Source organism: Pseudomonadota bacterium (assembly GCA_026390555.1).
Taxonomy (GTDB): Bacteria; Bdellovibrionota_C; UBA2361; order UBA2361; family OMII01; genus OMII01.
Genome location: JAPLFS010000060.1, coordinates 11,713 through 38,157, shown reverse-complemented (window position 1 = coordinate 38,157; position 26,445 = coordinate 11,713). Strand labels below are relative to the sequence as shown.

The window sequence follows — 26,445 nt, the reverse complement described above, 5'->3', positions numbered from 1 at the left end:
GAGCGAGCAGATTCATTTCGCCCTTAAGCGAAGGGAGCTTGGCAGTTTGTTGGTTGCGGCACTTGAGGCCAAAGAGATTCCGGCGCGTGTATGTCATAACGATATGAAGCTTAATAACGTGCTTTTTGACGCTACGGGAACGAAGGCTGTGTGTTTGTTAGATCTAGATACCTGCATGTCTGGAACACCACTCTTTGATTTCGGCGATCTAGTTAGGAATACAGCCGTAGCGTGTGATGAAGATGAGCAGGACCTATCTAAGGTGGTCGTTGATATGAAGCTCTATCAAGCTATCTATCGCGGCTATATGGGAGAAATGGGCAGTACTCTAACACCGAATGAGATTGAGCTTCTGCCCCTCGCACCACGCGTTCTGGCTCTTATCTTAGGGGTGCGCTTCCTGACAGATTATCTAGATGGCGATACTTATTTTAGAATCCACCGACCAAAGCACAACCTGGAGCGAGCCAGAACTCAGTTTGCGGTTGTGCAGGCGCTAGAGCGGATTGAACTTCCTCTTGCAGGCGAGGCTTTATTGCCGTAGCCCTGCATCTTGCGTGAATCTTGGCTCTCCGTAAAAGGATGAAGCAAAACAACCAGTAATTGGATCGATCAAATTACCCGCACCCTCTTTAAAAGCTCCTGAGCTCCTTTGTCAGAAAGGTACAAGCGTTCAGCAACCTTCTTTCGCAGCTCGCGTTCGGTTAGCTCAGAAAATTCCTTTGAAACCTGAAGTGTCAGCATCTCGCAGATAGATCCAAATAAAGATAAAGTTCTTTCAACTCGATCCCTACCGCTCATCTTATCAAGCGCTTCGTTATATTTTTGCTCAACTAGTGACATTCTCTAACTATTCACCCCAGTATAAACTTTCTGATAATAATAGCACGATTACAGAAAACCGCACATCACATTTTAAGAGCTCTGCGCGCTCTTCTGCGTTGACGGCGAATCTGGCGTAAGATCAGGTAGGCAGAGCCCACAACCCCTATTAAGATTAGAGCTATTTTTACCTGATGCATGTATGCGAGCAGGGTGTCGTAGTGCTGCGCAAAGAAGTAGCCGAGACCCAGCATGACCGGGGTGGTGATTAGGGCCGCTACGGCATCTGCTAAAAGAAATCTGACAAATGACATGCGCACAGTTCCACATACGAGAAATGTTGCTGTTCTAAGGTAGAAGAGGTGGCGTGCGAAGAGGATCGTGGAAAATGTACGACGCTCAAGGCCTTGACGAATTGAGTGCAGCTTCTTTGAGGTCATATATCTTCGCACCCATCGTTTGCGAAGAAGAGCTGGTCCAGCCATCCATCCGATACGAAAGATAATCAGATCACCTGTCAGGATGCCAACATAACATGTAGCAGCCATAATCCAGAGCTCAGCCTTGTCTAGGTGGATTAAGATACCGGCACTTATTAGGGAGAGATCCTCTGGTAGCGGAAAGCCGAATGCGCCAGCAAGCAGAGAGGCCAAAATAGTCAGGTAGGCGACTAGGCCATGGGTATTAAGTACAAAGTCGAGCATCAAGATAACTATAGATGGATCTAAGCGTTGAGGCAAAAAATAGAGCTGACTAGTGTACTGCGCTACTCCTTTGCCTTTAGGTATTGATCTGCTACAGCTTTAAGGGCTGCGTTATCGCTTGAAGAGAACTCCTTAAGTGCCTCAAGCGCGGCTAGGCGTGCGTCTGGGGTGTTGATACGAAGCAGGGCGATTGCGGCCTTCATGCGAATCTCAGCTACCTTATCTTTCTTTAGAACTGTAATCAGTGGCGGCACGGTCGGTGCTGCACCGTACTGTCCAAGGGCAGAGATGACCGCTGAGCGGGTTCTAGGTTGCGGATGCTGGAGCTGACTAATTAGCCTCGGGAGGGCAAGATCAGCTGCGACAGTGAGTGTTGGATCATCTCGTTTTAGTGCGATTGAGGCCGCAGTTGCAGCAACGACAACCTCTTTGTCTGAGATAAAGGCGAGCAGCTCCTGTGAGCTGAGGTATTGAGGATACCCAGCGAGAGCAGTAAGAGCTGCTGCTTGCACATCTGGTACCCGATCGTAGAGTAAGGTACGGATGATCGGAGCGAGCGTCTCTGCGAGTTGTGGCGCGCGCGCTGCCTGGAACGCAGCACTCTGACGGACTACTGTATCTGAATCTTGCACGGCCCGTGCATAAATAACGCCGAGCATCTGTGCTGGCAACGCAATTTTGGTCGCAACCTCCATTATCCTGATCTTTGCAGCAGAAGATGCTTGTGGCATCTCTCGATAGAGCTCCGGCATCGCACCCGCGCCTAGTGCAACGATCTCAATGCGTGCCTCCTGTACAAGTAGTGCATCATTGCTTGTGAGGCGTTGCACGGCCGGGATGGCCTGTGGGTGGGTTGGGTATTGCAAGGTAACTAACGTTGCGCAACCAAAGAGAGCCATTGTTGATAGGGCACATAGCAATCTGCTTGGAGGCGCAAGGAATCTGAGAATATTCATAGAGTGTGATTTTGTTAGTTGTTTAGATCCGGCGTAAATCCGCGCCGCATCGTATTTTCAGTTATAACCCTAGGCTCTAGAAATTGCAGTAGGTAGTCCGGCCCACCAGCCTTTGAGCCTACTCCAGAAAATTTAAAGCCGCCGAACGGTTGACGCCCTACCATGGCTCCTGTGATGGATCTATTAATATAGAGATTCCCTACACGGAAATCCGTGCGCGCCTTGGCGATATGGTCAGGGTGTCTCGAAAAAACTCCCCCCGTTAGGGCATAATCTGATTCAACGGCTAGGGACAGGGCGTGATCAAAGTTATCGGCCTTAGTGCACGCCAGAACCGGACCGAAGATCTCATCCTTCCAGATTGGGTGAGTTGTAGGAACGTCCCTGAAGATGGTTGGAGCTATAAAGCTGCCGGTTGTTACTAACTCCGTCGGAACACGACCTACCGCCAGCACTGTGAGGTCCTGTGCCGACTGAATCATTGTAGAGATTCGGGCGTGACTTTCGTCATCGATGACAGGCCCAAGAAAACTTGCTGGATTCTCGGCGCGGCCTACGATCATATCTTCAAGTGCTGCGGCGAGGCGTGCCAGGAAGGGCTCGTACGCCTCGCCAACAACGATTAGGCGCGAGCAGGCTGAGCACTTCTGACCGGCGAATCCAAAAGCTGAAGAGAGAACCCCACGCACGGCGTCGTCAAAGTCAGCATCCTCATCTACGATAATTGCATTTTTCCCGCCAAGTTCTGCGATAACACGTTTAATACCATGTTGGCCGGGAGCGATTGCGGCAGCCGAGCGCAAGATCTCTAGCCCCACAGCGCGTGAACCGGTAAAGGCTATTAGTGCAGTATCAGGATGATTAACGAGGAAACGACCGATCTCTGCACCATGGCCAGGCAGGAATGCAAAGGCATCGCTTGGAACTCCTGCCGCTAGCACAAGCTTGGCGAATTCATGCGCTATTAGGCTGCCCTGAGCAGAGGGCTTAAGCACCACTGTGTTTCCGGTCACGAGTGCCGCAACTGTCATGCCACACGTAATTGCGAGTGGAAAGTTCCACGGGGAGATAACTACGGCGACACCGCGTGGCTGATAGAGATAAACGTTGTCCTCACCAAGCACCTCCTCAGTGCGCCGTGTTGGTGCAATGCGCAGCATCTCGGCCGCATAGTAGTTGCAAAAATCAATCGCTTCAGCAAGATCCCCATCGGCCTCTTTCCAGGGCTTACCGGCTTCGCGAATTATTATCGCTGTCAGTAGCGCCGCTTGATCCTTCATCAATATTGCTAGCTTTCTAAGTATCTCTGCACGCTCTTTGCTCGGGCGTGCGCGCCAGGCCGGAAAGCCCTTACGGCAGCTCTCCATCGCCAAGGTTGCATGCTCTATAGTCGCGAACTGAGTTGAGCCGATTACGATCTTTACGTTACTTGGATCGTGTCGAATGTAGCTCTCCGTTCCAGAGACCGGCTTGCCATCGATGATCGCGACGGCCTTGAGCGCCTTGGCGCCGATCAATGCATCAACCTCTAGCAGTCCCTGCTCTACGGCAAGGCGATTTTTCTCTAGGCTAAAGTCGAGTAGGGGATGGTTTATGAAAGGTGTGTTGGTTTCCATTTTGGATATATCTCCTAGACACTAATAATCAAGTTGCATAAGAACGCCGTCGCCCTGCTCTGCAGAAAGGGGCAGATCAAGATCGAGCTGCTCGGTTAGGTCCTTTGTTTGTGGAAAAAGGGGTTCTGCGAGGAGGGTTGAGATCTCATCCCTATCGAAGAAAGTGTGGCGCAGGAATGATTCGTTAGAGGTGTTCTCAAGCAGCCGCCGTACCAGGTACCCCATACCTGGGAGCAGCTCGCCGAGCGGTACGTACATGCGGGTCAGATAGCCCCGTTTAGCAAAGGCGTTGGCGATCGGCTCCGCCATGCCGTAGAGCACCTGAATTTCGAAGTTTTTTGACGAAAGGCCCTTACTCTCGGCGTAGCAACAGGCGTGCGAGAGCGAGCGGATATTATGCGAGCCGAAGGCCGGAAGGCATACATCGTGGTTATCAAGCAGGATGCGCGAAAGGTGCTCAAAACATGCATCCGAGCTCTCCTTAACGCTCCACAACGGAAAGTCCCATTGGTTCTGCTGGCTGATAACCCGTTCGTAATCCCAGTAGGCACCCTTAACCAGGCGCACTGCTATCGGAGATCTTCGTCTGCGCGCAAACTCTAGCATCTCGTGCACCCGGGCCTCAGCGCTGCGCGAGTAGGCCTGAATAACGATGCCGGGGTAGGGCATATCGATAAATTCCTGAGAGCCAAAGACCCTCTTAAAGCTCTCATAGATGATGGGGTTACTCCCAGAGTCCTCGGCGTCAACGTAGAGCTGAGCGCTGAACTTCTTGGCGCGGCGCGCGATCTCTGACAGCCGTTCGGATAGGATCTCAACGCTCCGTTTGAAGTTTAGCGCACCTGTTTGTGAATAGAGCGCCGAGAGTTTGACCGAGATAGAGAGCGGGCTGAGCTCACCCGGGTGCCCCTCAATTAACGGGGCACTCTCTGGCCAGCTTGGCAGCGCTTGGCCGATAGTTTCAAGGGCATCTAGGTAACGGTTCTGGTACTCAAGGGCCTCACGCTCACAAACGCAGAATTCGCCGAGTAGGTCCACGGTAAAACAGTAACCAGCCTTTCGTAGGCGGCGCAGGCCCTTAAGCGCTTGGCGTGGCCCACTACCGGCGATAAAGAGGCTCGCCATCTGCTGAACTCCCTGGGTCACGCAAAAGGAGGTAATGGCTCTGCCTAGCATGCTATCGGAGAGGCCGATCAGCCACGCAAGCGCTGGATGAATCTTACCCGCAGGGCCCTGGAGGTAGCGCCTAACATGCTCGCCGATAGCCTCAGGGGAGCGCAGCGTTGGGAGCACATCTACCAGTTGAAAGAGGCTTACCTTGAAATCAGGATGCGAGGCCGACCATTGCATTAGGCGGCCGTTCCAGTAGTGCATGTCGAAGAGGGAGGGCTCAACCTGCCCTAGGTCGTGGAATACTCCGTGACCGAATTCGTTAATCCTATCGTTAAGCGTTGCTGGGATGGTTGTACTCATTACATCTAAAATACTCGCTAAGGTGCCTTAAGAAAAGAGTTTTTCGTACGGAGAGATAAATCTAAGCAGGTAGCCGCAACTTTTTATCTAAGCGAGCGATTAAGAACCCAGTAACTTCGTAACTACAGCACCCTTATGAAGATCTCACCGATAGGCCCTCCACCGATAAGTTTAGAACCAACAACGGTAATAAATGCCAGCACTCCTGCGCCTTCTATGGGGCTTGGCGGCATTGGAGCGGGGGGCGGTTGGCAGGACGTAATGTCTCGCATCTCTAAACTTAGCCTGCACCCTTCGTCAGCAGGTAATACTGCGCACGTTCAGGCAAAGCAGCTAGAAGAGATGATTAAGCTTCAGATGGACGTAAGCCACTACCAGCTCAAGGTAGAGCTGGTATCTAAGGTCTCAGAGAGTGGCGTTGCCTCGATTCGAAAACTTCAACAGACACAATAGGTTTAGTAATGCTAGAGGGTGGGATTCTACGAGCTAAGACCGGTCGAGCTGAGGGGGAGTACCAACGCGAGGTACAGCAGCTCGGTCATGTGCGTAAGCATGAGCTCGCCTGTAAAGATCTGGTGAAGGAGAAGGAGCAGCTATTCTGGCGCGAGGTGTCGCGAGCAGCAGAGAGGCGTGAGCTAGGCTCATCCGCAGCTCTGCCATCTCCAAATAGGGTAGATCTCCGCATAACGCATGCGCACCGAGAGCTTAAAGACGCCATCGATCAACATAAGCTTGCACGTACTGTAGTACAGGAGAGTAGCACCCGTACGGTGCGCTGTGAGGCGATGGTTGATACCTGTCACGGGATGATGAAGGTTGAACGGCGTAAGGCTGGAGCGCTACGCGAGGGGCGAAGTAGCGAGGAGTTGAATGAACTGAGCACGTTCCTACGCACAAGGGTGGGGCGCTCCTTACAGGGTGGTAGTGGGGAGGCTCCTGTTACAACCGCGCCGCCTAGAGTTGGGCAGCAACCTTGGCAGGGAGCTGGGCAAGCTGTAACGGTTAATTTAGTAGAGGGTCTTCGCAGCCAGGCAGCAGTGAATCTGGCGCAGCTTAATCTGGCGCAGAAATTTGTGGGTGAGGGGGTGCCAACGCCGATGCCAAAAGCACTGCCTATTCAAACGCTCCCAAGCCCTATTCTCGCAAACCAGCCAGCGACACATATATATAGTCACGAGGTTGGTAAGGTTCAGGATGGAGTAGCTTCGACGCAGGCTATTAATAATACCTACTCGATTCACAATGCGCAGCTAGCCCAGGTTGGTGGTCAGCCTAGTCTAAGTTTTGAGTGCACGTTTGGAGCTATGCGTGCGCCTGTTGGGGTGACCCTCGTTAAGGCTAAGGAGGGTGGCATGCAGGTCGTTCTCAACGTTAGCAGTATGGATCTCTCGTTTCAGGTGCTGCGGGAACGCTCTCTAATCATGCAGCGCTTACAGGCCAGCGGCTTTAAGGTCACCTCACTCACCGTTCAGCGTGGAGAGGTCGGTTCAGAGGGGATAGCGCAGGGTCTTGCACGCAACCGCAGGGGGCAAATTAGGGAGGATGACGATGAAAGCTATATCGCCTGAAACCCTGCTGATAGCATCACTTGCAATAGCGCTCGTGCCGCTCCTGATCGGGGTGGGCACCTGTTACCTTAAGTTTACAATCGTGCTTAGTCTGCTTCGTAGCGGATTCGGCACGCAGCAGGCACCAAGCACCTCACTCGTTATGGCGCTCTCGTTAATTATGTCGTTGGTTGTTATGCAGCCGGTGTTGACCGGAACGATGGAGCGACTAGCTGGTGTAAAGATAGAGCAGCTAGCAGCGCAACCGCTGGCGGGGCTAATGGAGCGAGGTCGTGACATCATTACCCCCTGGCGTGAGTTCCTGCTTAAACACAGCGGGGAGCGTGAGCTTGCGATCTTTAAGCGCTTGGCTAACGGAAAGCTTGAGGGTGATGAGGCGCAGGTTGATAATCAGGAGCCCGGGCTTGTAACGATAGTGGCCGCATTTACCCTCTCTGAGATCAAGAAGGGCTTTACGATAGCGTTCTTTCTTCTGATCCCTTTCTTTGTAATCGATCTGATCGTGGCAAATATCCTAGTTGGTATGGGGCTAACGATGATGAGCCCGGTTATCGTAAGCCTTCCCCTTAAACTGCTGCTTTTTGTTTCATCTGATGGCTGGCTTTTGCTGGCGCAGAGCCTGATCCGAGCATATCAATAAGGGTAGCTACTATGTATGCAATCGTTCAACATGCGCTCGTTTTGATGTTGCAGCTCTCCGTTATTCCGCTGGCTGTAATAGCGCTTGGATGCGGGCTTGTATCGCTGCTGCAGGCCGCCATGCAGGTGCAGGAGCAGAGCATTTTGCATCTAGCACGTATCGGCCTGTTTGCCCTCCTTGTTGTAGTGGGTGGGCAGCTTGCATTTTCTGAGGTGCAAAGCCTCTTCGTTATGATCCTAACCTCAGTTGAGCATGTAGGAGATACGCGCCTGTGATGGATGAGGCTACATATCCAGCCCTTTTTGCCGTAGCTGCTAGATGCTTTGGTTTGATCGTATGCCTTCCGTTCGGAGAGACGATTCAATCGCTGCCCAGAATATTTCTCGCGGTTGGCTGCGCTTGGGCGATACTGCCATCGGTTGAGATCGAGCACGAGATCTCGCACCTTTCTTACGCGTGGGAGTTTATTGTTGGTATTCTGCTTGGGGCGCCGCTGCGCTTTGTTGCTGATGTCGGAGAGATGTTTGGTGAGTTGCTCGATACCGCCCGTGGGCAAACGATCGGCTCGGTCGTCGATCCGCTTAATGGACAGGCCGTGTCAGATCTGGCAGTTGTTTGTAGGAGCGCTATAGCTGCAATCGCACTTCATCTGGGCGCTCTTGAGTTGAGCGTAGAGCAGTTGGTGCAGAGCTATACAATGATTCCGCTGGGAGCGCCGCTCTCCGGAATTGAGTGTGCGGCTGATGTGCTAAGTCGGGGGCTTTCGCTAATCGGTGTGGTGCTCGGAATATCTGCGCTCTGGTTCGCAGCGTTTCTAATGACAGATATCGTAGCCGCCTTGGCAGCGCGCATGGTAAAGGGGATACAGTTTTCGCTGATGGCTTCGATAGTTAAATCGTTATTAACCTTTTCATTACTGACGCTGCTTGTGATCTCATCGCAGCGACTCTCTAAGCCGGTCCTGCGCGAGCTATTGCTTGGGGGCCAACGGGACGCTTTTCATAGGGAGGACAAAGCACTTAATAGCCTCCCTGCTTCGGGTTCTGTGGGATCGCCATGAGCGAAAAACGGTTTCCGCCCTCGGCGCGGCGTCTTGCAAAACTACGTAAAGATGGAAAAGTCGTTAAAAGTCCAATGGTTAGCATGGCCGTATCATATTGGATCGCCGTCTTTGCTCTGCCCTTAAGTCTTTCTTGGGTAGGTGATAAAACCTTGATACAATGGTTGAATTATAAGCTCTGGTCGCCCATGGTCGCCTTTGAGCAGGCTTTGTGGACCGGGATGCGATCGATCGTAATCCTTGTTGCAGCGTTGGCGCTAGGGGCTGTTGTAGCGGAGGTTACACAGACGCGTGGGTTGTTTCTGCCCTCGCAACTCATAAAAGGTTTTAATCGTTGTCAGCCGGGTGCATATTTTGGGAGGGTCAAACAGAGCCTCCTTGATGCTGTTTTCGGATTATTGCGGTGTATTGTTTTAGTGCTTGTGTTTGCGCCGATTTTTTTTGCGTTGATCGCTCAATCGATCTTCGTTTTTGATCTATCGAGTGAGCAAGCCATAGCAACCCTCAGTGATAGTGTATACTCGCTCGTATATCGCGGAGGGTTCGTGCTAATTGTTTTTGCAATTATCTCGTATAGCATGGCTCGTTGGAAGTTCTCTAAGCAGAACCGCATGAGTCTTCACGAATTGAAAGAGGAGCACAAAGAGGGCGAGGGGGATCCGCACGTTAAGGCAGCCAGGCGGCATGAGCACATGGTGCTTGTTATGTCTGAGCTGGAGCGACGGGTAAAGCGGTCGAAGGTTATCGTGGTGCGAAGAGCGCCTGAGAAGCCATAAGGCCAGAAATATGCAATTAAATATGCAATGTTGTATCGGTCGCTCAGCGACTGCATGTAGGCAGAATTCTAATGGCTCAAGAGGCGAACAACGCCAATCCTAAAAAACTAAGATTTGAGTGCGGCTCTCATAGCTCAGTAACGGCGCTTGTCTCGTATCTGGCTGAGACGATAGCCCATACCCTTAGCTGTGATCAGGTTTTATTAACCCTGTTAGTTGATGGCGAGCCTCATTGTGGGCAGTTTCCTCCTAGAGGCAATCAGGATGCCGATACAGATGGCCCTATATTTAACATCTCTGGTAATGCGGCATCCTTTAACGGGCGTACCTGGCACCTACCCCTAGTTATTAACGACCTGCAACGTGCCCGTGTTCCAAGTGAGCTGGCGCTGGAGTTGGCGGTGCGCAAGGTTCGCTCTGCGGGAATTTTCCCACTTACGGTGAACGGGAGGCTAGAGGGGGTCGTCGAGTGCTTCTTTACACGTTCCTACCATCGTTGGAGTCAGGATGAGTTTGATGCCTTTATTGCACTCGAAAAGTCGCAGGCGCTCACTACCTTAAACACGAGACAAGAGAAGGGGGAGGTCGCGGCGTTTTCAGAGGATGACCTACGCAGTCAGTACCGCCGCATGGCGCGGTACGGCAACATTATAGTTATAATAACCGATGCTGAATTTCAGATATCGGATGTTTTTGGTGATACCGAACAGCTGCTTGGGGTGCGCGCCGCAGAGATGTTGAGAAACGCTGGTATCTGGAATCAGGTTATCACCCCACGCGACCGGGCCAGAATACGTAGACGCATTAAGCATATTAGAATTGAGCGTGGTGAGCTAAGAGAAGAGGTCTGCATTATTCACCAGCGTAGCGGAGAGCAGCGTTGGATGATGTTGCGTGCGGTGCCAAATGTTTCGTCGCAGGGTATCTTCCTTGGTTGGGAGGGTTTTGGCATAGATATTACCGAGAGGCGCGTAGCGCAGGAGGCTCTCATCTCACAAAACAGGCGCCTTGAAGCTTTGATTGAGGTATCGCACTCGCTACGCGGGCAGCTCGACCCCGCTGTTGTTACCTTAAAAGGGTTGCGCGCTGTTCTAAGAGCTACCAATTCTCATTGTGGATATGGCTGCTTTATACAACCTGAGGGTGGTGAACTTGAGCTAGTTGCTACTCAGGGCCTTTCAGAAAAATACATAGATGCAATGGAGCCAGTGCTGAAGGGGCCCAGTATTTTGCGACACGTTGTTGAGAGGGCGCAGGGACTCACGATTGAGGACCTACAGGAGGATCCGCGAGCATATCTTCCGTTGGCAAAACTTGAGAACCTACACTCGACCATCGTTGTGCCCCTTATGGCGGAGGGGCAGGTCTTTGGGGCGTTGGTGCTCTTTAAGCGCGAGGCGGGTGCGTATACCGATAGGGATTATGAATTGGTGCAGGCTGCGGCAGCTCAGATCACTCTGGCGGTGCGACAGGCTGAGATGTTTGCAAGCGAGCGTCGGCATAGCGAGTCCCTGAGCGCTCTTTACCGCTTGAGCCATGAGCTCTCAAAATATCGCTCAGCTCGTGAGATAGCAGAGAACACATTTCCTCTATTGCAACAGGAGTTCGGACTAAAGCGCGCCTGGTTCGGTGCTATGAATGAGCAGGGAACTCATATCGTAGGTCAGGGCGGGTTTGGGCCGGGGATAAAGAGACAGTTACGGCAGGTTCAGATAGAGCTCGCGGTCCAACATGATTTTCTAGATGAAGCTCTACGTACACAGCGGCCCGTGTTAGTGCACGCTGGACAACAGATGAAGTGCTCTGAGTTTAATTCTTTAATGCAGCGCTTGCGCTGCGATCTCCTAGCAATAATTCCCCTTGTTTCGCTTGGTCAGATCGTTGGTGTTCTTATAGTGGAGCCCTCTGCGCCAAATCTTTTTATCAAGGATGGGCGATTGCAGCTCCTAGTCAGTATGGCGAACGAGATGGCGACCGTTCTTATGGCGCGCCGCTTTGAGAGTAAGATGGCTGAGTCGCTTAAGATGCGCATGGCGGGGCTGCTGGCTTCTGGTGTGGCGCATAACTTCAACAATCTCTTGCAGGCGATCCTGGGGCAGGTGTCGTTGATTGAGATTAAGGCCGCTAAGGGAGAGGCGGTGGGAGAGTTTACCAAGATGATTACGGACGCTGCTAAACGGGGTTCGACCCTGGTGTCGCAGCTTCTAAATTTCTCTACACAGGCGCCGCCATTAAAGCAGAATATATCACTCAACAGTTTAGTGTTGGAGTCGACGCAGCTCTACGAATCGCTGCTTGGCAAGAAAAACGGTCTCAGGATTGAACCATATCCGGAATGTCCCGATATTGTTGGCGATCCATCGCAGCTTCAACAGGTGATAACGGCTCTAATCGCTAATGCTAAGGATGCTATGCGACCAGAGATACGGGGTATCGTCACCGTTTCTATGATTAAAGTGCGCTTGCGTTCAGGTGAGATAGAACCTGAAATGGCTCCCGGTATGTATCTTAGGCTCGATATAAAGGACAACGGCGTTGGTATGACGGTCGAGCAGCAGACGCGTTGCTTTGAGCCTTTCTATACAACTAAGAACGTTGATCGGGGTACCGGTGTTGGTCTTAGCGGCTCTGGACTGGGTCTTTCTGCGGCATATTCAATCGTTAAGCAGCACGATGGGCTGATAACCGTGCATAGCAAACCTGGAGAGGGAACAACCTTCAGCGTATATCTACCTATTCTAAGCGTAAAGGTCGGTAGTAACCTGGGCTCAGACGCGCAGCAGCAGAGAAGCAGCGCGAGCAGTGGAGTGTTGCTCCTTGGAGTAGAGTCGGGGGTACAGCCATTTTTCAATGCAGTTTTTGAATCACTTGGATATCGCTCGCGTGGAGCCTTTGATGGAGTTCAGATACTTGAGATCCTTAAGCAGGACTCTGCCAGGTGGGGCTTCGTGGTACTAGACCTTGATAATCTTGGCGAAGGGGCTATTAAGCTGGCTACGCAACTTTTAAACGACTTCTCCGAACTAGCTATATTGGGAGTTGGATCGCCTGCTCGTGAATGGATTGAGAGGATGCCAGCCTCCCAGCGCATCGAGGTCGTTGATAAGCCTGTTGGGGTATGGACGATTGAATCGGCGTTGCAACGTTTGCGGGCTAGACCGGAGGAATATGACTAAATCAAAGTATCTTGAGGCCTTTGCGTTGGGATTTTCAGGCAGCGAGGATTCCGCACCGATATTAACCGCGCGCGGAGAGCTAGACCTTGCAGCGCATATGGTGGCGATCGCAAAACGCTACGGTATTCCGGTTGTTGAAGAGCCCGCGCTGTGTGATGCCCTTGCGACCTTACCCATCGATCAGCAGATACCAAGTGAGCTATTTGAGGCTGCGGCAGCGATTATGGTAGAGGTTGGAGCGCTTGTTAGGAAACGGGCCTAGTCATACTATCGCGTCGTTAGGGTTGGTAGTATATAAAAAGGCCTATGAAGGCCCTGATAATCGGCAATAGCCCCGACTTTGATCACAGTACCATTGAAAAGCTAGCGGCTAAGAGTAATCTTATCCTTGTAACGGATGGAGCGATCCTAAAGCTCCCACCCGGTATTACCCCTCATATCGTATGTGGTGATTTCGACTCCCTAGTTCTTGAACAGGTGCAGCCTAAGTTCCCCAAGACAGAGTTCGTGCAGCTTCCCAATCAGGAGCTAAACGATCTGGAAAAGGCGCTTTTACTTGCAATTGAACGTGGAGCAACGGAGCTCTTTGTAGTGTGTATCGTAGGGGGGGCGATAGATAAGTCGATCGCCAACCTTTCACTACTTGTGCGTTATCATAAACGCATTCCTATCCGGGCTTATCACGGTAAGATGGAGTGTCAGATAGTTTCGGCAGGAAGCTCGCAACGAATTACCCTGCAAAGTGGCCAGGTGGTCTCTACACTTCCCTTGAGCTCGCCCACAACGTTATCGCTCTCAGGGGTGCGCTATCCATTAAATCGAGAAGATCTTCAGATCGGCTCGCGTGGAGTGGGCAATCAAGCGCTTGGGGGTGAGGTGTGTATAGAGGTTTTCGATGGGATGGTTGTCATGTGCGTCGGCGCGGTATCTTAAGTAGCCGTTTAAGGGGCGTTCCCGCGCTTGTTATTAGGCACAGCACCATTCGGCGCCGTCTGCCTGCGAGCGTCTTCGATCGGCACACAGTACTTTTTACGCGATTGGACTATACACTCATCGGAATAGTTATGTTCTGCATCGGGATATTGAAGATCGATCGTTCGGCCAGAAAAAGCCTCCTGAATCTCTCCGTCTACACTCAATCTGGTATAAAAGTCCCTTAATGGAAGGTTAATAATGTCCTCGCTACCGAATTGAGGCTGGAGCTCTTTAGCGATTATATTGGCATCGTCTGCGCCAACACGGAAGGTAATCAGATTTGAAATATTACCAAAAACGGTTTTTCTAACCGATGCAGGAAGTTGCTCTAAAAACTGATTGGCAAAGGTCAAACAGAGGTTATACTTCCGTGATTCACTCAGGATTTCAGAGAAGGACTCGGTTGCAAAATTTTGAAACTCATCTACGTAGAAGAAGAAGTCTTGACGATCGCTGGCTGGGATATCGGCACGCGACATGGCCGCTTCGTATATCTTCCAGATCAGCATAGATCCGAGCATGTTGGCATTCTCTGATCCGAGCACGCCTTTAGAGATCTTAAGCAGTACGATCTTTCTGCTATCCATGAACTCACGAAAGTTAAAGAGGTTTGCTGATTGCCCCAATACGTTACGCATCGTCTCGGTAGCGAGCAGCTCGTCGATTCTATTAAGAAGTCTTGAGATCGGCCCCTCCTCGAAGTCTTCGCGCCTAGCAGCAAAATCTCGCAACCAAAAGCGTTTTACAGACTCATCTGTGGCACGCCTAACTATATCTGTGCGGAATGCTTCATCAGATAGCATGCGACGTAGAGAAAGTATGTTGGAGCCAGGAGCACTTAAGAGGCCAAGCATGGCGTAGCGCAGAACATGGTCCATGCGTTCAGACCAGTCGGCCCCGAAGGCACGCTTAAAGGTATCTAGAAAGCTAAGCGTAACGCGGAGGCGCAGCTCAGGTCGAATTGGGTCCATCGGATTGAAGCTCGGAGCGTATTTTGGATCGGAGGGATCAAATAACACCACATCATTGATGCGGTGTTGTGGTACGAGGCGCAAGATATCATCAATTAGGTCACCATGAGGGTCGAGTACCGCACAACCAAAGCCGTTCTCTATGTCGTTGCGCACTAGGAGTTGGAGCAAGCACGACTTTCCGCTGCCTGATTTTCCAACAACGTACATGTGTCGCCTACGATCAAAGCGCTTTATGCCGAAGATGGTCTCCTGACTTCTGAAGTTAGTGTGAGCAAAGTTGCACACATTCGGGTCCTCAATCTGAGTTGGTAGATGGCACGGAGGAGCGGCTTTTCTGGAGATCACCTGCGCCGTTATGGGGACATTTTGTAACGCTGGCGGATGCCAGAATGTTGCAAGCTCTGATGAGGTAACCCGAAACGGTTTGTAGAACAACCTTGCCTGGACCTTATGAAGCCACGATTTTCCGCTCTCAAGTCGGCGCAATATAAATCTATTTTCATCAACTGTATTGTAGATTCGTGCGGCATTAGCGACGAGATGAACGCTCTGCGAAAGTCGTTCAAGGGTCTGAGCCCTACTATCGGTTGTTGAGGATGTTGGCTCATGTATGGCGGTGATTCTGTAGTTAATCCAGAAGAGTCTCCTCGCACACTTATCGAGTACAAGTTTCTGTGTTGGGGCCCCCAGGTTCTTCCTAAGCCAGCGCCTGGCTCTAAAGGGTGCCTTAAAGTTCTCCTCTGCGCGGCTTAGTGCCAACTTCAGGTGCAGCCACGGAGTATCTCGGATAGGCCGCACCATAATCTGAATAAGCATCTTGTCACTCTCATTAACTTGAGAGAGGGCTGTAACAACCGGAACCAATGAATCGGTCTTCATCGATACGTAGTCACTCATCGGATAGATGTCTGGGCGCGATAATTTAAAGTCTGATCCAACGACGACGGCCTTGTTAGATATATTTAGGGTGTAGTCCTCGACGTCGTGAATCTCGCAATCCCCCATCCAGGTATAGATGCCGATGACAAGAAAATCAAGAATCGAGTCGTCACCAGCCATACATAAATAGACCATGTTACTATGAGCATAGATCTCTAGAGAAAATGGCTTCCAGCAGCACTCCGCAAGCTCGTCTAGTTGCTGCAGAAATAACTTTACGTTCAATACGTCAAACGTGGTCTCGAGGAAAGCGGAGGCTTCGTTAAGTCCGCGCCGAGGCATGTGGATGCAAAGAACTCTCATGGTTACTTACTATAGACGACCTGTGGGGTAATTACTTAACTATTCACCCCAGTATAAATTTGTCGATGGCTAAAAAGATTCGATCTTGAGATCGGTCCTAAAGCCCCGCATTTCTTGACGTCCCCTGATCGGGGACGCTTATTTTAGGGTAAATAGTTATTGTTTCCACCCCAGTTTGCTCCGCAAACTCGCCCCTTGATAGGGGCTAACGTATTCACCCCAGTATAAATTTGTAGAAGGTTAAAAAGATAAGTTCTTGCGATATCTTATCTGTCTCTCGGTTTTTACTGAAGTGTTGATCGTAGCGAATACGGAGAGCGCGCGCAGTAAGTTCGAGGTTTGTTTGTTTATCGTAGGCAATTCAATAACTTAGAGATGTCTTGCAGTATGAGAATATTTTATGCACCAGATCCTTTAGCGCAGTAAACCTTCTGACGTTTACTTCCTGTAAGAGGAATGAATCCTCTTCACCGTGTGGATTATGTCGCACGGCTATGAATACAGGGAAGTAGTATGAGTCTCTGGATAGAAACATCCCCCGAAAAAGATAAGAATTGCAGCGCTATTAAGGTTCCTGCTGAAGGAGCTTTGAGCCCACGCTGGCTCGGCATAAATGCTGCGTTATGTGCCTCGATACACCAATTCGAGGGCGCTCGCTTTGAAACTATTATGAGAGGCAACCTGCGCATTCTGGCGCTGGCTGGTCTGTATCCCGAACGGGCATATAAAAAGATAAGTGTATTCAAAGAAGCTGTTTCTGTGATGCAAGAAATGCGTCGTCTTATTCCCTAGTTATCCGCAGCGCAGGGAGGGGCCGCGTGAGTTGGAAACGTAATCATACGCTACTACGGCGCCTGCTTGTTTGCATAACGCTCGTAGTTTTTGTGTGCTTTTCGGCGCTCTGCCGAGCCGATGGCCCGGCGCACTCGCTCTTTTTCCCTCCCCCTGAATTTGAAACGGCGGAGCCCTTACCGCTCTCATTTGATACCTCAATGTCACTACTTTCAAGTTACATGTTTCGTGGGCAGCTTTTCCATGAGGGGCTCTCATTGCAACCCTCGGCACAAGCCCATTTAGAGCTGGGGCAGCACGGAATGCTCAACGCTATCCTGTGGATGCAGCTACCGCTCGATAATCGAGATAACTCTGCGCACTTTATTGAGATGGATCAGGGGTTATCGTACGACTATACCTACTCCAGAATTACAGCCTCCATCGGCCATTACTGGTACACCTTTCCCGATAGCTCAGATGATAGGCAATCAAGGCGCGAGGTGTGGGGCGCTTTAGCACTCGATACAATGTTGGCGCCAACCTTGACGGTATTTCATGAGTATGAGCTCTATAATATGCAGTATTACGATTTAAACATCAGCCACACCTTTGAGAAGAGTGGCGAGGGAGCGTTCCATGTCACCCTCTTCAGTGATTTTGGCTTCTCCGCAAATGGAGAAAAGGTTTATGCCAAGAACGGATTGGTGCAGATTACCTCAGGAATCTCAACTCAGGTTTCTATCGGTGAGGTTATAATTAATCCTACGATTGCCTATAGCGCTTCCGAGGACGAAAATACCGTTAATAAGTTCTGGGGTGGTGTGACGGTGCTTTATTCCTTTTAGGGCTATCAGGGCTAGGAGCGTGCTAATGGTTCGCGTCGTCCACCACTTTTTTCCTCGATACCTATGTAGAGTATGTCGGAGGGAGTGATTCCGGTTAGTTTTTTATAGACCTCAATAGAGGCAAACTCCAGTACGTACAGGGGGTGACGATCAGGATTGTATTCTTTCAGCATAACCGCGCCAGTGCGGTGATTGCCGTTCACTATAATTATACCATTATTACGCTCTGGACACCGTATGAAGAGAACTGGACCTTCGCATGGCTCAGCGAAGGAGCGATCGGGATCGAGCGGCATCTTAATCTTCTTAAGCACATCGGAGTAATGGTACTCTTCCTTCCATAAAAGGCGGTCCACATTATCCAAATCTAAGAGCTGCTTTGGGGTATACATCTTGCACTTAATAGCTCCGCAGGATTCTGCCTCCTTAAAAAATGCAACCGCATCAAAACCTAGCTCGTTACACTTTGGTATCCAGGTGGTTAGGACCTGATCTCTAAAAAGTCCCAGAACATACTCTCTCCGATCTAGAGAAGGCAGAGTTAAATTTGCGCCTTCAGATTCCGTTTTGTAGGAAGGGGTTGCTGGTTTGTTATTAACTGGCTCTACGCTTACCTCAACCTTAGGATTAGATAATGCCGGGGAAATCTTACCGACTAACGTGCTCATAGATCCCCTAAGGCTCGCTCAATTGCGCTACGGGTCTCTTTCCACATCTTCACCTCACGTTCAGGAGATCTAGCTTGTGTTACTAGTTGCAAGGCGTCTTTCAAAGAGTAGCTCTTATACTTAGTGAGGTAAGCCGCCACAATTGAGGGAGATCTGCTCTGGCCAGCGTTGCACTGCACGAGAACAGAGGGGTGGTGATCAACCAGCTCTTTAAGAGTATCAACCAAGTGGTGAATCATGTTAGGGGTCGTTCCCTTTCCGTCAGGCATATTAAATGAGATTATCTTCTCAACTCCTAACGCAGAGGCGAACGAGGAGCGTAATTTACCATCGAGACAGAGGATCGATTTTATCCCAAACCGTGAGATGAACTCTGGATTGAACGCAGGGATCCAATGAGAGACGAGGATAGTATCTGTTATCTGGTATCCGCGAGCCGTGCGAGGAACCTTAAGGTCTGATGGCTCAAGCTCCGGCAGAGAAATCCCGGCGCATTTCAGCAGCTTCACGAAAGCATTTGCACTCTTCGGTAGTGGCTCTGGGTTAGTATTCATTGTTCCTTGTTCGAGGAGGCCCTATACGCATGCGGGGGCGCTTTCTCAATATGTACCCATAGTTGTGGGTCATATCGGTTAAAATGTGACTTAAGGTATCTAACGCGAGCTGATATATCTGATACGCCGCGCTGCGCTATGAACTCCCCCTGAGAAGCCACGCACCTTTGTTATACGAATCAAGGACTTGGCGCTGCTCTCGCCAGCCCCCTGTTCTTTGCTTGGCTTCGGGGCCTTCTTGTCCAATTGTGGTTGTAACTGTGGTCCGCAGGCCAGTGAGCTCACACGTTGATCCGTAAGAACGCGACATTGAGCAGCAGCCGTAGGCGCGGAGGCTGTGGCTACAAGAATGATAATAATATGAGGGAGTAATTTCATAATTAAGGGTAATCTTATCAGTCTCTCGGTGCTAAGAAAGCCTTGCCGTTGAGATTACGGAACCGCCAGCATTCGTTCTAATGATATTCGGGCCTTAAGGCGAATATCCTCAGGTACTTCAATCACCTGCTCGTTATTAATGAGGGCATTTAGGGTGTCCTCTAAGGTAATTTCGTTCATATGCGGACACCGTACGCTGCATAACCTTAAGACATCTTTCTCAGGGTTCTCGGCGATAATGTTATCCGCCATGCTGCACTCGGTTAGGATCAAAAAGTGCGGGGCATTTGATCTTTTAACAAAATCTACCATGCGCGATGTGCTCGCTGAAAAATTCGAGGCCGCAACTACTTGAGGGCTACACTCCGGGTGCGTTAAGACCACTACCTCTGGAAATTGCTTGCGAACGTTATCTATATCCTCAACCGTAAACTGCTCATGTACCTCACATACACCATGCCATCCGATTATTGCAGGCCCCTCAGGTAGCTGCTCACCAAGGGTGGGAAAGATGATCTGCATACCGCATTCATTCGCAACATTCGCCGCCAGAAACTTATCGGGAAGAAAAATAACCTTGTCGGAGTTAAGGGACTGCACGATTCGAACCGCGTTGCCGGAGGTGCAGATAATATCTGACTCAGCCTTTACGTCTGCGTAGGTGTTAATATACGAAACAACTGGCACTCCGGGGAAGCGTTGCTTAAGCGCTCGCACATCTTTCGCTGTAAGGCTAGCAGCGAGCGAGCACCCGGCAACTTTGGCGGGCAGAAGCACGGTCTTGGTAGGATTGAGTATCTTTGCGGTCTCGGCCATAAAGCGCACCCCGCAGAAGATGATCGGGTCGCACTCTGTAGCTGCGGCGCGGCGTGAGAGCTCTAAAGAATCCCCAACAACATCTGGAACCGTATGGTAAAGCGCCGGCTCCATATAGTTATGGCCGAGGATGATCGCGCCGCGCTCTTTTTTGCGGCGGTTAATCTCGTACACCAGCTCAGCCTTAATACGGAGCTCGACATCGGGCACAAGCTTAGAGAGCTTGGCTTGCATCAGGCGGTAGGTTTCCTCAACGGTGGAGGCTTCGATTCCCATAGCCATATGCTAGCTCGAGTAGGCGCAAGGGTCAAAACAGTTTTGGCGCAGTGCTGCACTTTTACCTAGCCCTTCCTATGCCACTGCGAGAGGATGCCGCGAATTCGCTCCTTTAGGGCAGGCAGTTCCTCTATACCAGGCTCTGTAGCTGTAGCCGAGCCATCCCGCTTGGCAGGTGAGCTATAGCGCAGTAGCTCGATATCATCGAACAGAGTACGTAGTGCCAGAGCGAGCTCGCGCTCCTTGACTCCAATGGTAATGCGGGCTCGGATCTCATCGTTAGTACTCTCCTGTCTAATTCCTGCGATACGCTGCGCCACTAGTGCGCGCAGAAACGATTCTAGTTGCGGTAGGGTTTCTAGCTGCTCAAGATCTTTATGTGATAATCCTAACGGCGCTGCGCGGGGTTTCGTGCTCGCTCCGATCTTTATCAGTAAGGCAAGGGCGATTACGGTCGTAAGGAGCAGGAGCGCAAACTGCGTGCTGATCTGTTCAGAGAGGCTCTCTAACAACGTTACCTCTTCGTACTCAAGCCCAGGTCCGATCGGAACTGGGGGCAGAGTTGGTATAAGGCCGCTGCGGGGCATGTCTGAATGCGATGAGTCAGTCGCCTGACCTGCAGTTAATGCCTCCCCCTGAACAGCAAAGGCTATCTCGGATGTTTTTAGCACCTCATAGCGTGCGCTGGCTGGATTAAAAAATGCAAGCTGCGCCGCAGGGACGCGAAAGAAGCCAGGTTTTAGGGGTACGAGGGAGTAGCGAAAATATCGGCGCATGATCAATAGATCGCCCCGACGTTCTTTTTTTGTATCCGGACGCTCCTCGTAGATCTTCAGACCCCCTGGAGCAACGAGCGTAATGTTCTTAAGGGGGTTTAGATTTCCCGCACTGCTCACCTCGATAGTGATGCTCTTACTCTCGCCAACCTTGATAGTTATAGGATCATATTCCAACTTAATCTCAGTCGCACCAACGATCGGCACCCCAGACAAGAGCCTATGTAGCTCAGCTGGAATAGCTGGAAGGGGCTTAACTTGCACCGAGATCTCGTTTGATACTAGAGAGAGCTGCTGGTACTCGACCTGTCGAAAGAGATGCTGAAATAGATCGTTACCGAATGGATCCAATCCATTGTTCTGTCTTACCGTGCGTATATTGGGTACCTTGGCCCTTAGTGAGCGCGCCGGTAATTGAAGTATACCTGATCGCAAAGGATAAAGCGCCTTTGAAATCTGAACGGTGACGTACTCCGTACCGTTTATTAAACGTCGCGCACGATCGCCCTCAATAATCGACTCCTGCCAGAAACCGTCGGTTGACAGGTCATCCAGTGCCGGCTCGACCAGCTCAACCCTTGTATATAGGTCAAGTGAATTAACGAGCTGCTCACCCTGATAGATCTCAGTGGGAGCGGCCGACTGCTTGAGGATTATCCGGGCACCGTTAGTAAAGGAGTCTGCGTTGCTAGGGGGCGCTGCCTTAGAGATCTCAACATTAATGGCGGCAGCCGCTAAGTCATCACCATTAATATCAACCTCTACCGCAGGGGTAAGGAGCCTCCCTACACGCTTGGGGGTAAGGTGATACACATAGGAGATCTTTGAATTAACCACGCCGTTAATAATAGAGAGTCTCGTTTGCGGCCCGATCAGTTGTAGTTCGAAATCATCCCCACCGCTGAGAAGTGGAGCCGATCCAGTTTGAGAGCCTTCGATCGTAACGGTAAATATAAATAGATCGTCTAGCGTGCCTGACTGTGGGGCGATATCAGTAGTAAGGATACTCTGAGCGAGGGCGCTCGAAGTGGCCAGCAGTATAATTAGCAACACGGCTAGGGTGGTTACAGCCACCTCCTTTATCGATGAAATTAACCTAAGCATAAAATCTCGTACTAATATTATTACCACAGCTGCCCTCCCTCTGGAGGCTCGCGTTTTTCACGTCGGATCATCAGGGGCGATTCAGGAAGGGACTCGAGCCATGATTGCGCCTCACCCAGAGGGGGAAGCTCCTGCTCCTTGTCGGCATAGGGGGAAGCGCTTGATGGGGGTTGTTGCTCCATATCCTGTTTATCTTGCGCCTCTTTAAGGGGGGTGTCGTGTGGGCTAGGGGAGCTGTTTGGGGTAGCCGTTTGGCTCTTATTTGATGGATTAGGCGAGGGTTGTGGTGAGGGAGCTGCAGAGGGGTCAGGGGACGCAGAGGGTGACGCTGCAGCAGATGGTGGGGGGGAGCTAGATGGTTCGGCTGAGGGCGTTTGAGTTGGTGATGATGATGTTGGCGAGGATTGCGACGAGGGAGTTGGAGTTGGTGTAGGGGTGGGGGTTGGCGGATTCTTTTTTGATTCCTCAAGGAGCGCGCGCGCAACTGCGCGGTTGTGCAGAGCCTGCATATCATCGGGCTTTACATCGAGCGCCTTAGTGTAGGCATCGATCGCATCTTGAAACTGTTTCATGGCCAGCAGGGTGTTTCCCTCGTTAAAGGTATTTTCAAAATAGGCGCGTCCGTTAGGGGCGCTATCGGCTAGCTCTCTAAAGAGTTTTTGCGCTTCAGGCAATTTACCCGTTTTAAAGAGCGCGCTAGCAAGGCCCTGCTGTAGTGAGCGGTTGTTCGGCTCCTCCACTAGTACCTGTGAGAAGGCTTTGGCCGCCCCTTCGAAATCTCCTGCGTTATAGAGCTCAAACGCGGCACGAGCAGTTAGATCCTGCGCCACTGTAGTTTGTGCTGCTGTAGTTTGTGCCGCTGTAGTTTGTGCGACAGCCGTTTGCGCTACAAGCATCATCAGCAACACCGCGCGTAGGGCGAATCCCCCACGATGAAAGGTTGAGATTAGTATCGCAGAGATTAGAGCTGCTAGCGCAAGCCATGAACCAAATTCGCTATAGCTGCGAATAGTGCGCTTTCCGGTCGAGTTGGTAGCAAGTAAGGGTGTCCCGGCTCGCACTAGTTGTAGAATATCTTCGTCCGATAGGGTGGCTCGAATGTAAACGCCGTTGGCAGCCTTGGCTATCTCCCGAAGCGAGTTATCATTTAACTTACTGTTAACGATTAGACCCTTATTGTCTCTAATGAAGAGACCATCTTCAAGCTCGATTGGGCTACCCTCGACGGTACCAACACCCAGCACATCGAACGGAATATCGCTGGATCTGATAAGTGTAAGCACCCGCTTTAGCGCTATCTGATCATCCTCACCATCAGAGATCAATAGTATTCGACCGTTGTTACTCTTGCTTTTACTGAAGCGCTCAAGGGCCGTTGTAATCCCCGCTTCAAGGTTGGAGCCGAGACTTGTAACCATATCGGGGCTAATAGAATTGACGAACTGCCGAACAACCGCAACATCATCTGTAATCGGACAGAGTGCATAGGAGCTTCCGGCGAAGAGCGTAATGCCATAGCGATTAGTTGCGCCCTTCTTGACGAACTCTTCCAGTAGGTCCTTTATCTTACGCTTTCCCAGCTCGATGCGGGATGGTGGCACATCCTTTGCGAGCATGCTGCGGCTCACATCTACCAGAAACATATAGTCATAGCCGGATGAATCTATCTCGATATCCTGGCTTCCATAGTATGGCCTTATAAGAGCCAGGCTCATTAGAAGTAGGGGCAGAAGAGCCAGAGCCAGCACCTTAATTATCGATCGAGTAACTAGGAAACCGAGCGCCTCAAGGCGCTCGGTGCGCACACCATAACGGTTAAAGAGTAATGCAGCACAGAGCGCCAGCACCGCAAGGGTCGCTAATGCTAGTGGCGAGACCATACCGAACTTATAAAGCTCCTGCATACTACGGCACCTTTAAGAGATAGGTAGCGCTTAAAATTACTCCGAGTAGGTAGCTTAGTAGCGCCACCAGAACAAAGGGTGGATAGAGCTCCTCGATTATGGTGCGGTCTGGTTGCTCCAGCTCGCTCTCCTGGAGCTGCTCTATCTTACGATAAACCTCCTGCAGGTCCGCCAGATTGTTGGCGTTAAAATATGCCCCGCCAGTTATCTGGGCTATCTGCTTAAGGGACTCCTCGTCGAATTCAGCCACAGCTCGGCCTGGCGTACCGAGCATTCCACCTAGTGCGGCCCGGCCTGAGCCGAGACCGATAGTGTTAATCTGGATCTTAAGATCTCTGGCTATCTCGGCTGCCTTAAAGGGGCTTATCTGACCAGCCGTATTAACCCCATCAGTTAGCAGAATAATAGCCTTGGTTCTTCCCGTAACGTCCCGTAAGCGCTTCAATGCCAAACCGAGCCCATCACCGATAGCGGTGCCGTCACCAGCCATACGGGGATAGAGCGTATTAACCAACTGCTCTACGAGTGCAGTGTCTGTGGTTAGTGGACTCTGCAGGTAGGCCGTATTTCCGAACACCACTAGCCCTATGCGATCTTTCTGACGTGAGCGAACGTACTCAGCAACGGCGCTCTTCGCCCCATCCATGCGCGAGGCGTAACCAAGGGTTGTTGGAAAGTCCTGGGCCGACATGCTGTTAGATGCGTCTACCACGAGCATGATATTTCTTGCTCGGTGTGGCTGCTCAAAGAGAGTAATACGTTGAGGCCGCGCGGCAGCAACGGCTAGGCAGAGGATTGAGGTGATAGCGAGTATAGCAAGTAACGGCTCCCTAATTTTGAGACGAAAGCTGCGCGGCAGGCACGCCAAAAGCTTCGAACTGGGGCAGGGGGTAGCTGCAGGGCGAGTTCGAAACAGGAGGCGTGTTCCGAGATAAAATATAGGGAGTAGTAGTAGCCATGGATATGCGAAGGTCACGGTTTTAAGACCCTCGCTGCATAATCGTTTAGCGTTTTGATGAGCGTGCGGACCAGAGTTGATGCTTCGCCTAATGTCTGGCTCGATTGCGGGGCATAAGAGAGCTCTTTAAGTTGCGCTATCATGGTTAAGGCGTTACGCGCAAGCATATCCTCGATTACTGCCGCGCGCTGTCTTAACTCGTCAGCCGAGAGGCTTGAGAGATCAACTTCTAGTAGATGTGAGAGTATGCGGCGCGCTAGTCTTGAGACCCGCTCTATCTGCGGTATCGACGAAATAGTTGAAACTTTCGTTAGCTCCTGCAGCAGCTTTGCAACGATGGCATAGGTCGACCGACCCCTCTTGAGCCAGTTAATAAACAGAACGAACATCGCGATGAACACAAAGGCTAGTACAAAGATGCCCCAGGTAGATAATCCTGGAGCCCATGCTACGAACGGAATGGCCGTAATATCGTATGGGGTTGGGATAGCTGTTTGCATAATCACCGTAGTGCTCGTGTTGCTCGTTCCCGCATCAGGCGCACTAGTGGGCGAGTCGCGCTATCGGTAACGACGATATGATCGGCGCGACAGGCGCGTGCGCTATCGCTAGTCTCGCTACGGTGCTTCTTAAGGATCTCGGTCAAACCTTTGCGAACCGATCTGCTGCTCGTATCAACTACTATCGTTTCCCCGCTCTCTGCATCGGTAAAATTTACAAGGCCTAACGTCGGCAGGCTCTCAATTGGGGTTTGGATCTGGACCAAAACAACATCGTGCACAGCGCTGAGCGTTTTAAGCTCGGAGGTGAATGAAGCACAGAGAAAATCCGAGATAACAAACACGATGCTCGGTTTACGGAGCGTGCTTGATATATGACGCAAGCCCTTGGCCATATCGGTGCCAGGACTGGAAAGGCGTGCCTCCATCAGTTGGGAGATGACCTGGTTGCAGCGCTTTTTACCCGATTTTGGTGGTAGATATGTTATAATATCGTCGCTGAATAGCAGCAGCCCGAGCAGGTCGTTGCCGCGCTGTGTCATAGCACCAACCATCGAGCAGAACTCTAACGCCTTGGTGAACGCTTGGGTTGCCTGTGGTGCACGCATCGAGGCGCTAGCATCAACTGCGAGCAGCACCCGGAGCTGCCGATCCTCCTCATACGATTTAACAAATACGGTGCCGGTACGGGCCGTTGCTTTCCAGTGGATATGCTTAACGTCATCTCCGGGTTGATAGGCTCTAATATCGGTATAAACCAGGCCGGTGCCGCGAAACGCTGAGCGATACTGCCCAAGCAGATCCCCGGTTACCAATCGACGCGAGCGCAACTGAACGCGCCGTAGTTCAACTGAGCTAGGAAGGTGTAGTGCGTGTGGTTCGTGTGGTTGCGCCGCCATGCGGGGGTCTC

The 26,445-nt window shown here is 51.1% G+C and carries 27 protein-coding genes; 12 read left to right on the top strand and 15 right to left on the bottom strand.

What is annotated here, in order from left to right; genetic code table 11:
• On the top strand, positions 1 to 544 hold a 544-nt coding region (locus NTV65_07875; protein MCX6115115.1), incomplete at its 5' end, for a phosphotransferase.
• 68 nt (positions 545 to 612) lie between these two features.
• Here the strand turns inward: NTV65_07875 and NTV65_07870 are convergent.
• The 5 genes from NTV65_07870 to NTV65_07850 all read right to left on the bottom strand — a co-directional run bounded on the left by NTV65_07870 (position 613) and on the right by NTV65_07850 (position 5,571).
• Positions 613 to 843 carry a hypothetical protein gene (locus NTV65_07870; protein ID MCX6115114.1) on the bottom strand — a complete coding sequence of 77 codons (231 nt, stop codon included), beginning with the start codon at positions 841 to 843 and terminating at the stop codon, positions 613 to 615.
• Between the two features lie 65 nt (positions 844 to 908).
• The gene (locus NTV65_07865; protein MCX6115113.1) at positions 909 to 1,562 is read right to left on the bottom strand and encodes a DedA family protein; all 654 of its coding nucleotides are present in this window, start codon (positions 1,560 to 1,562) and stop codon (positions 909 to 911) included.
• A 26-nt stretch (positions 1,563 to 1,588) separates the two neighbouring features.
• Positions 1,589 to 2,482 carry a HEAT repeat domain-containing protein gene (locus tag NTV65_07860; GenBank protein ID MCX6115112.1) on the bottom strand — a complete coding sequence of 298 codons (894 nt, stop codon included), beginning with the start codon at positions 2,480 to 2,482 and terminating at the stop codon, positions 1,589 to 1,591.
• Positions 2,483 to 2,496: 14 nt separating this feature from the next.
• Positions 2,497 to 4,098: an L-glutamate gamma-semialdehyde dehydrogenase gene (locus NTV65_07855; protein ID MCX6115111.1), complete on the bottom strand. Its 1,602-nt coding sequence runs from the start codon at positions 4,096 to 4,098 to the stop codon at positions 2,497 to 2,499.
• Positions 4,099 to 4,119: 21 nt separating this feature from the next.
• Entirely contained in the window at positions 4,120 to 5,571 is a 1,452-nt protein-coding gene (locus NTV65_07850) for a proline dehydrogenase family protein (protein MCX6115110.1), read from the bottom strand.
• Positions 5,572 to 5,706: 135 nt separating this feature from the next.
• Here NTV65_07850 and NTV65_07845 point away from each other — a divergent pair, with 135 nt between their 5' ends.
• The 9 genes from NTV65_07845 to NTV65_07805 all read left to right on the top strand — a co-directional run bounded on the left by NTV65_07845 (position 5,707) and on the right by NTV65_07805 (position 13,724).
• Positions 5,707 to 6,024 (top strand): hypothetical protein, encoded by a 318-nt coding sequence (locus NTV65_07845; protein ID MCX6115109.1) that lies wholly within the window; start codon positions 5,707 to 5,709, stop codon positions 6,022 to 6,024.
• A gap of 8 nt (positions 6,025 to 6,032) precedes the next feature.
• Complete coding sequence (locus NTV65_07840; GenBank protein ID MCX6115108.1) at positions 6,033 to 7,139, top strand: hypothetical protein; 1,107 nt, start codon at positions 6,033 to 6,035, stop codon at positions 7,137 to 7,139.
• Positions 7,120 to 7,779 (top strand): flagellar type III secretion system pore protein FliP, encoded by a 660-nt coding sequence (locus NTV65_07835; protein ID MCX6115107.1) that lies wholly within the window; start codon positions 7,120 to 7,122, stop codon positions 7,777 to 7,779. Before NTV65_07840 ends, NTV65_07835 begins: the two co-directional genes overlap by 20 nt.
• Before the next feature lie 11 nt (positions 7,780 to 7,790).
• Complete coding sequence (locus tag NTV65_07830) at positions 7,791 to 8,054, top strand: flagellar biosynthetic protein FliQ (protein ID MCX6115106.1); 264 nt, start codon at positions 7,791 to 7,793, stop codon at positions 8,052 to 8,054.
• Positions 8,054 to 8,839: a flagellar biosynthetic protein FliR gene (locus NTV65_07825; protein MCX6115105.1), complete on the top strand. Its 786-nt coding sequence runs from the start codon at positions 8,054 to 8,056 to the stop codon at positions 8,837 to 8,839. Before NTV65_07830 ends, NTV65_07825 begins: the two co-directional genes overlap by 1 nt.
• Positions 8,836 to 9,615, top strand: a complete 780-nt coding sequence (locus NTV65_07820; protein MCX6115104.1) for an EscU/YscU/HrcU family type III secretion system export apparatus switch protein — start codon at positions 8,836 to 8,838, stop codon at positions 9,613 to 9,615. The genes NTV65_07825 and NTV65_07820 overlap by 4 nt, the downstream gene beginning before the upstream one ends.
• Positions 9,616 to 9,686: 71 nt before the next feature.
• The gene (locus NTV65_07815; GenBank protein MCX6115103.1) at positions 9,687 to 12,791 is read left to right on the top strand and encodes a GAF domain-containing protein; all 3,105 of its coding nucleotides are present in this window, start codon (positions 9,687 to 9,689) and stop codon (positions 12,789 to 12,791) included.
• Positions 12,784 to 13,053 carry an EscU/YscU/HrcU family type III secretion system export apparatus switch protein gene (locus NTV65_07810; protein MCX6115102.1) on the top strand — a complete coding sequence of 90 codons (270 nt, stop codon included), beginning with the start codon at positions 12,784 to 12,786 and terminating at the stop codon, positions 13,051 to 13,053. The genes NTV65_07815 and NTV65_07810 overlap by 8 nt, the downstream gene beginning before the upstream one ends.
• A 44-nt stretch (positions 13,054 to 13,097) precedes the next feature.
• Positions 13,098 to 13,724, top strand: a complete 627-nt coding sequence (locus NTV65_07805; protein ID MCX6115101.1) for a thiamine diphosphokinase — start codon at positions 13,098 to 13,100, stop codon at positions 13,722 to 13,724.
• Between the two features lie 8 nt (positions 13,725 to 13,732).
• On the opposite strand, the gene NTV65_07800 is transcribed toward NTV65_07805, so the two are convergent.
• Positions 13,733 to 15,982 carry a type IV secretion system DNA-binding domain-containing protein gene (locus NTV65_07800; protein ID MCX6115100.1) on the bottom strand — a complete coding sequence of 750 codons (2,250 nt, stop codon included), beginning with the start codon at positions 15,980 to 15,982 and terminating at the stop codon, positions 13,733 to 13,735.
• Positions 15,983 to 16,495: 513 nt separating this feature from the next.
• Between NTV65_07800 and NTV65_07795 the strand changes: the two genes are divergently transcribed.
• Entirely contained in the window at positions 16,496 to 16,774 is a 279-nt protein-coding gene (locus tag NTV65_07795; protein ID MCX6115099.1) for a hypothetical protein, read from the top strand.
• Positions 16,775 to 16,800: 26 nt separating this feature from the next.
• Positions 16,801 to 17,601: a hypothetical protein gene (locus tag NTV65_07790; protein MCX6115098.1), complete on the top strand. Its 801-nt coding sequence runs from the start codon at positions 16,801 to 16,803 to the stop codon at positions 17,599 to 17,601.
• An 11-nt stretch (positions 17,602 to 17,612) separates the two neighbouring features.
• Here NTV65_07790 and NTV65_07785 read toward each other — a convergent pair whose 3' ends face one another.
• The 9 genes from NTV65_07785 to NTV65_07745 all read right to left on the bottom strand — a co-directional run bounded on the left by NTV65_07785 (position 17,613) and on the right by NTV65_07745 (position 26,434).
• On the bottom strand, positions 17,613 to 18,269 hold the full coding sequence (locus tag NTV65_07785; protein ID MCX6115097.1) for a hypothetical protein: 657 nt from the start codon (positions 18,267 to 18,269) through the stop codon (positions 17,613 to 17,615).
• Entirely contained in the window at positions 18,266 to 18,823 is a 558-nt protein-coding gene (locus tag NTV65_07780) for a dual specificity protein phosphatase (protein MCX6115096.1), read from the bottom strand. The genes NTV65_07785 and NTV65_07780 overlap by 4 nt, the downstream gene beginning before the upstream one ends.
• 99 nt (positions 18,824 to 18,922) lie before the next feature.
• The gene (locus NTV65_07775) at positions 18,923 to 19,201 is read right to left on the bottom strand and encodes a hypothetical protein (protein MCX6115095.1); all 279 of its coding nucleotides are present in this window, start codon (positions 19,199 to 19,201) and stop codon (positions 18,923 to 18,925) included.
• 54 nt (positions 19,202 to 19,255) lie between these two features.
• Complete coding sequence (nadA, locus tag NTV65_07770) at positions 19,256 to 20,293, bottom strand: quinolinate synthase NadA (GenBank protein MCX6115094.1); 1,038 nt, start codon at positions 20,291 to 20,293, stop codon at positions 19,256 to 19,258.
• 65 nt (positions 20,294 to 20,358) lie between these two features.
• Positions 20,359 to 22,200 carry a BatD family protein gene (locus NTV65_07765; protein MCX6115093.1) on the bottom strand — a complete coding sequence of 614 codons (1,842 nt, stop codon included), beginning with the start codon at positions 22,198 to 22,200 and terminating at the stop codon, positions 20,359 to 20,361.
• Complete coding sequence (locus NTV65_07760) at positions 22,194 to 24,077, bottom strand: VWA domain-containing protein (protein ID MCX6115092.1); 1,884 nt, start codon at positions 24,075 to 24,077, stop codon at positions 22,194 to 22,196. The genes NTV65_07765 and NTV65_07760 overlap by 7 nt, the downstream gene beginning before the upstream one ends.
• Before the next feature lies 1 nt (position 24,078).
• Positions 24,079 to 25,053, bottom strand: coding sequence for a VWA domain-containing protein (locus NTV65_07755; GenBank protein MCX6115091.1), 975 nt, complete (start codon positions 25,051 to 25,053; stop codon positions 24,079 to 24,081).
• Entirely contained in the window at positions 25,050 to 25,535 is a 486-nt protein-coding gene (locus NTV65_07750; GenBank protein MCX6115090.1) for a hypothetical protein, read from the bottom strand. Before NTV65_07750 ends, NTV65_07755 begins: the two co-directional genes overlap by 4 nt.
• 2 nt (positions 25,536 to 25,537) lie before the next feature.
• Entirely contained in the window at positions 25,538 to 26,434 is an 897-nt protein-coding gene (locus NTV65_07745; GenBank protein ID MCX6115089.1) for a DUF58 domain-containing protein, read from the bottom strand.
• Between the last annotated feature and the right edge of the window lie 11 nt (positions 26,435 to 26,445).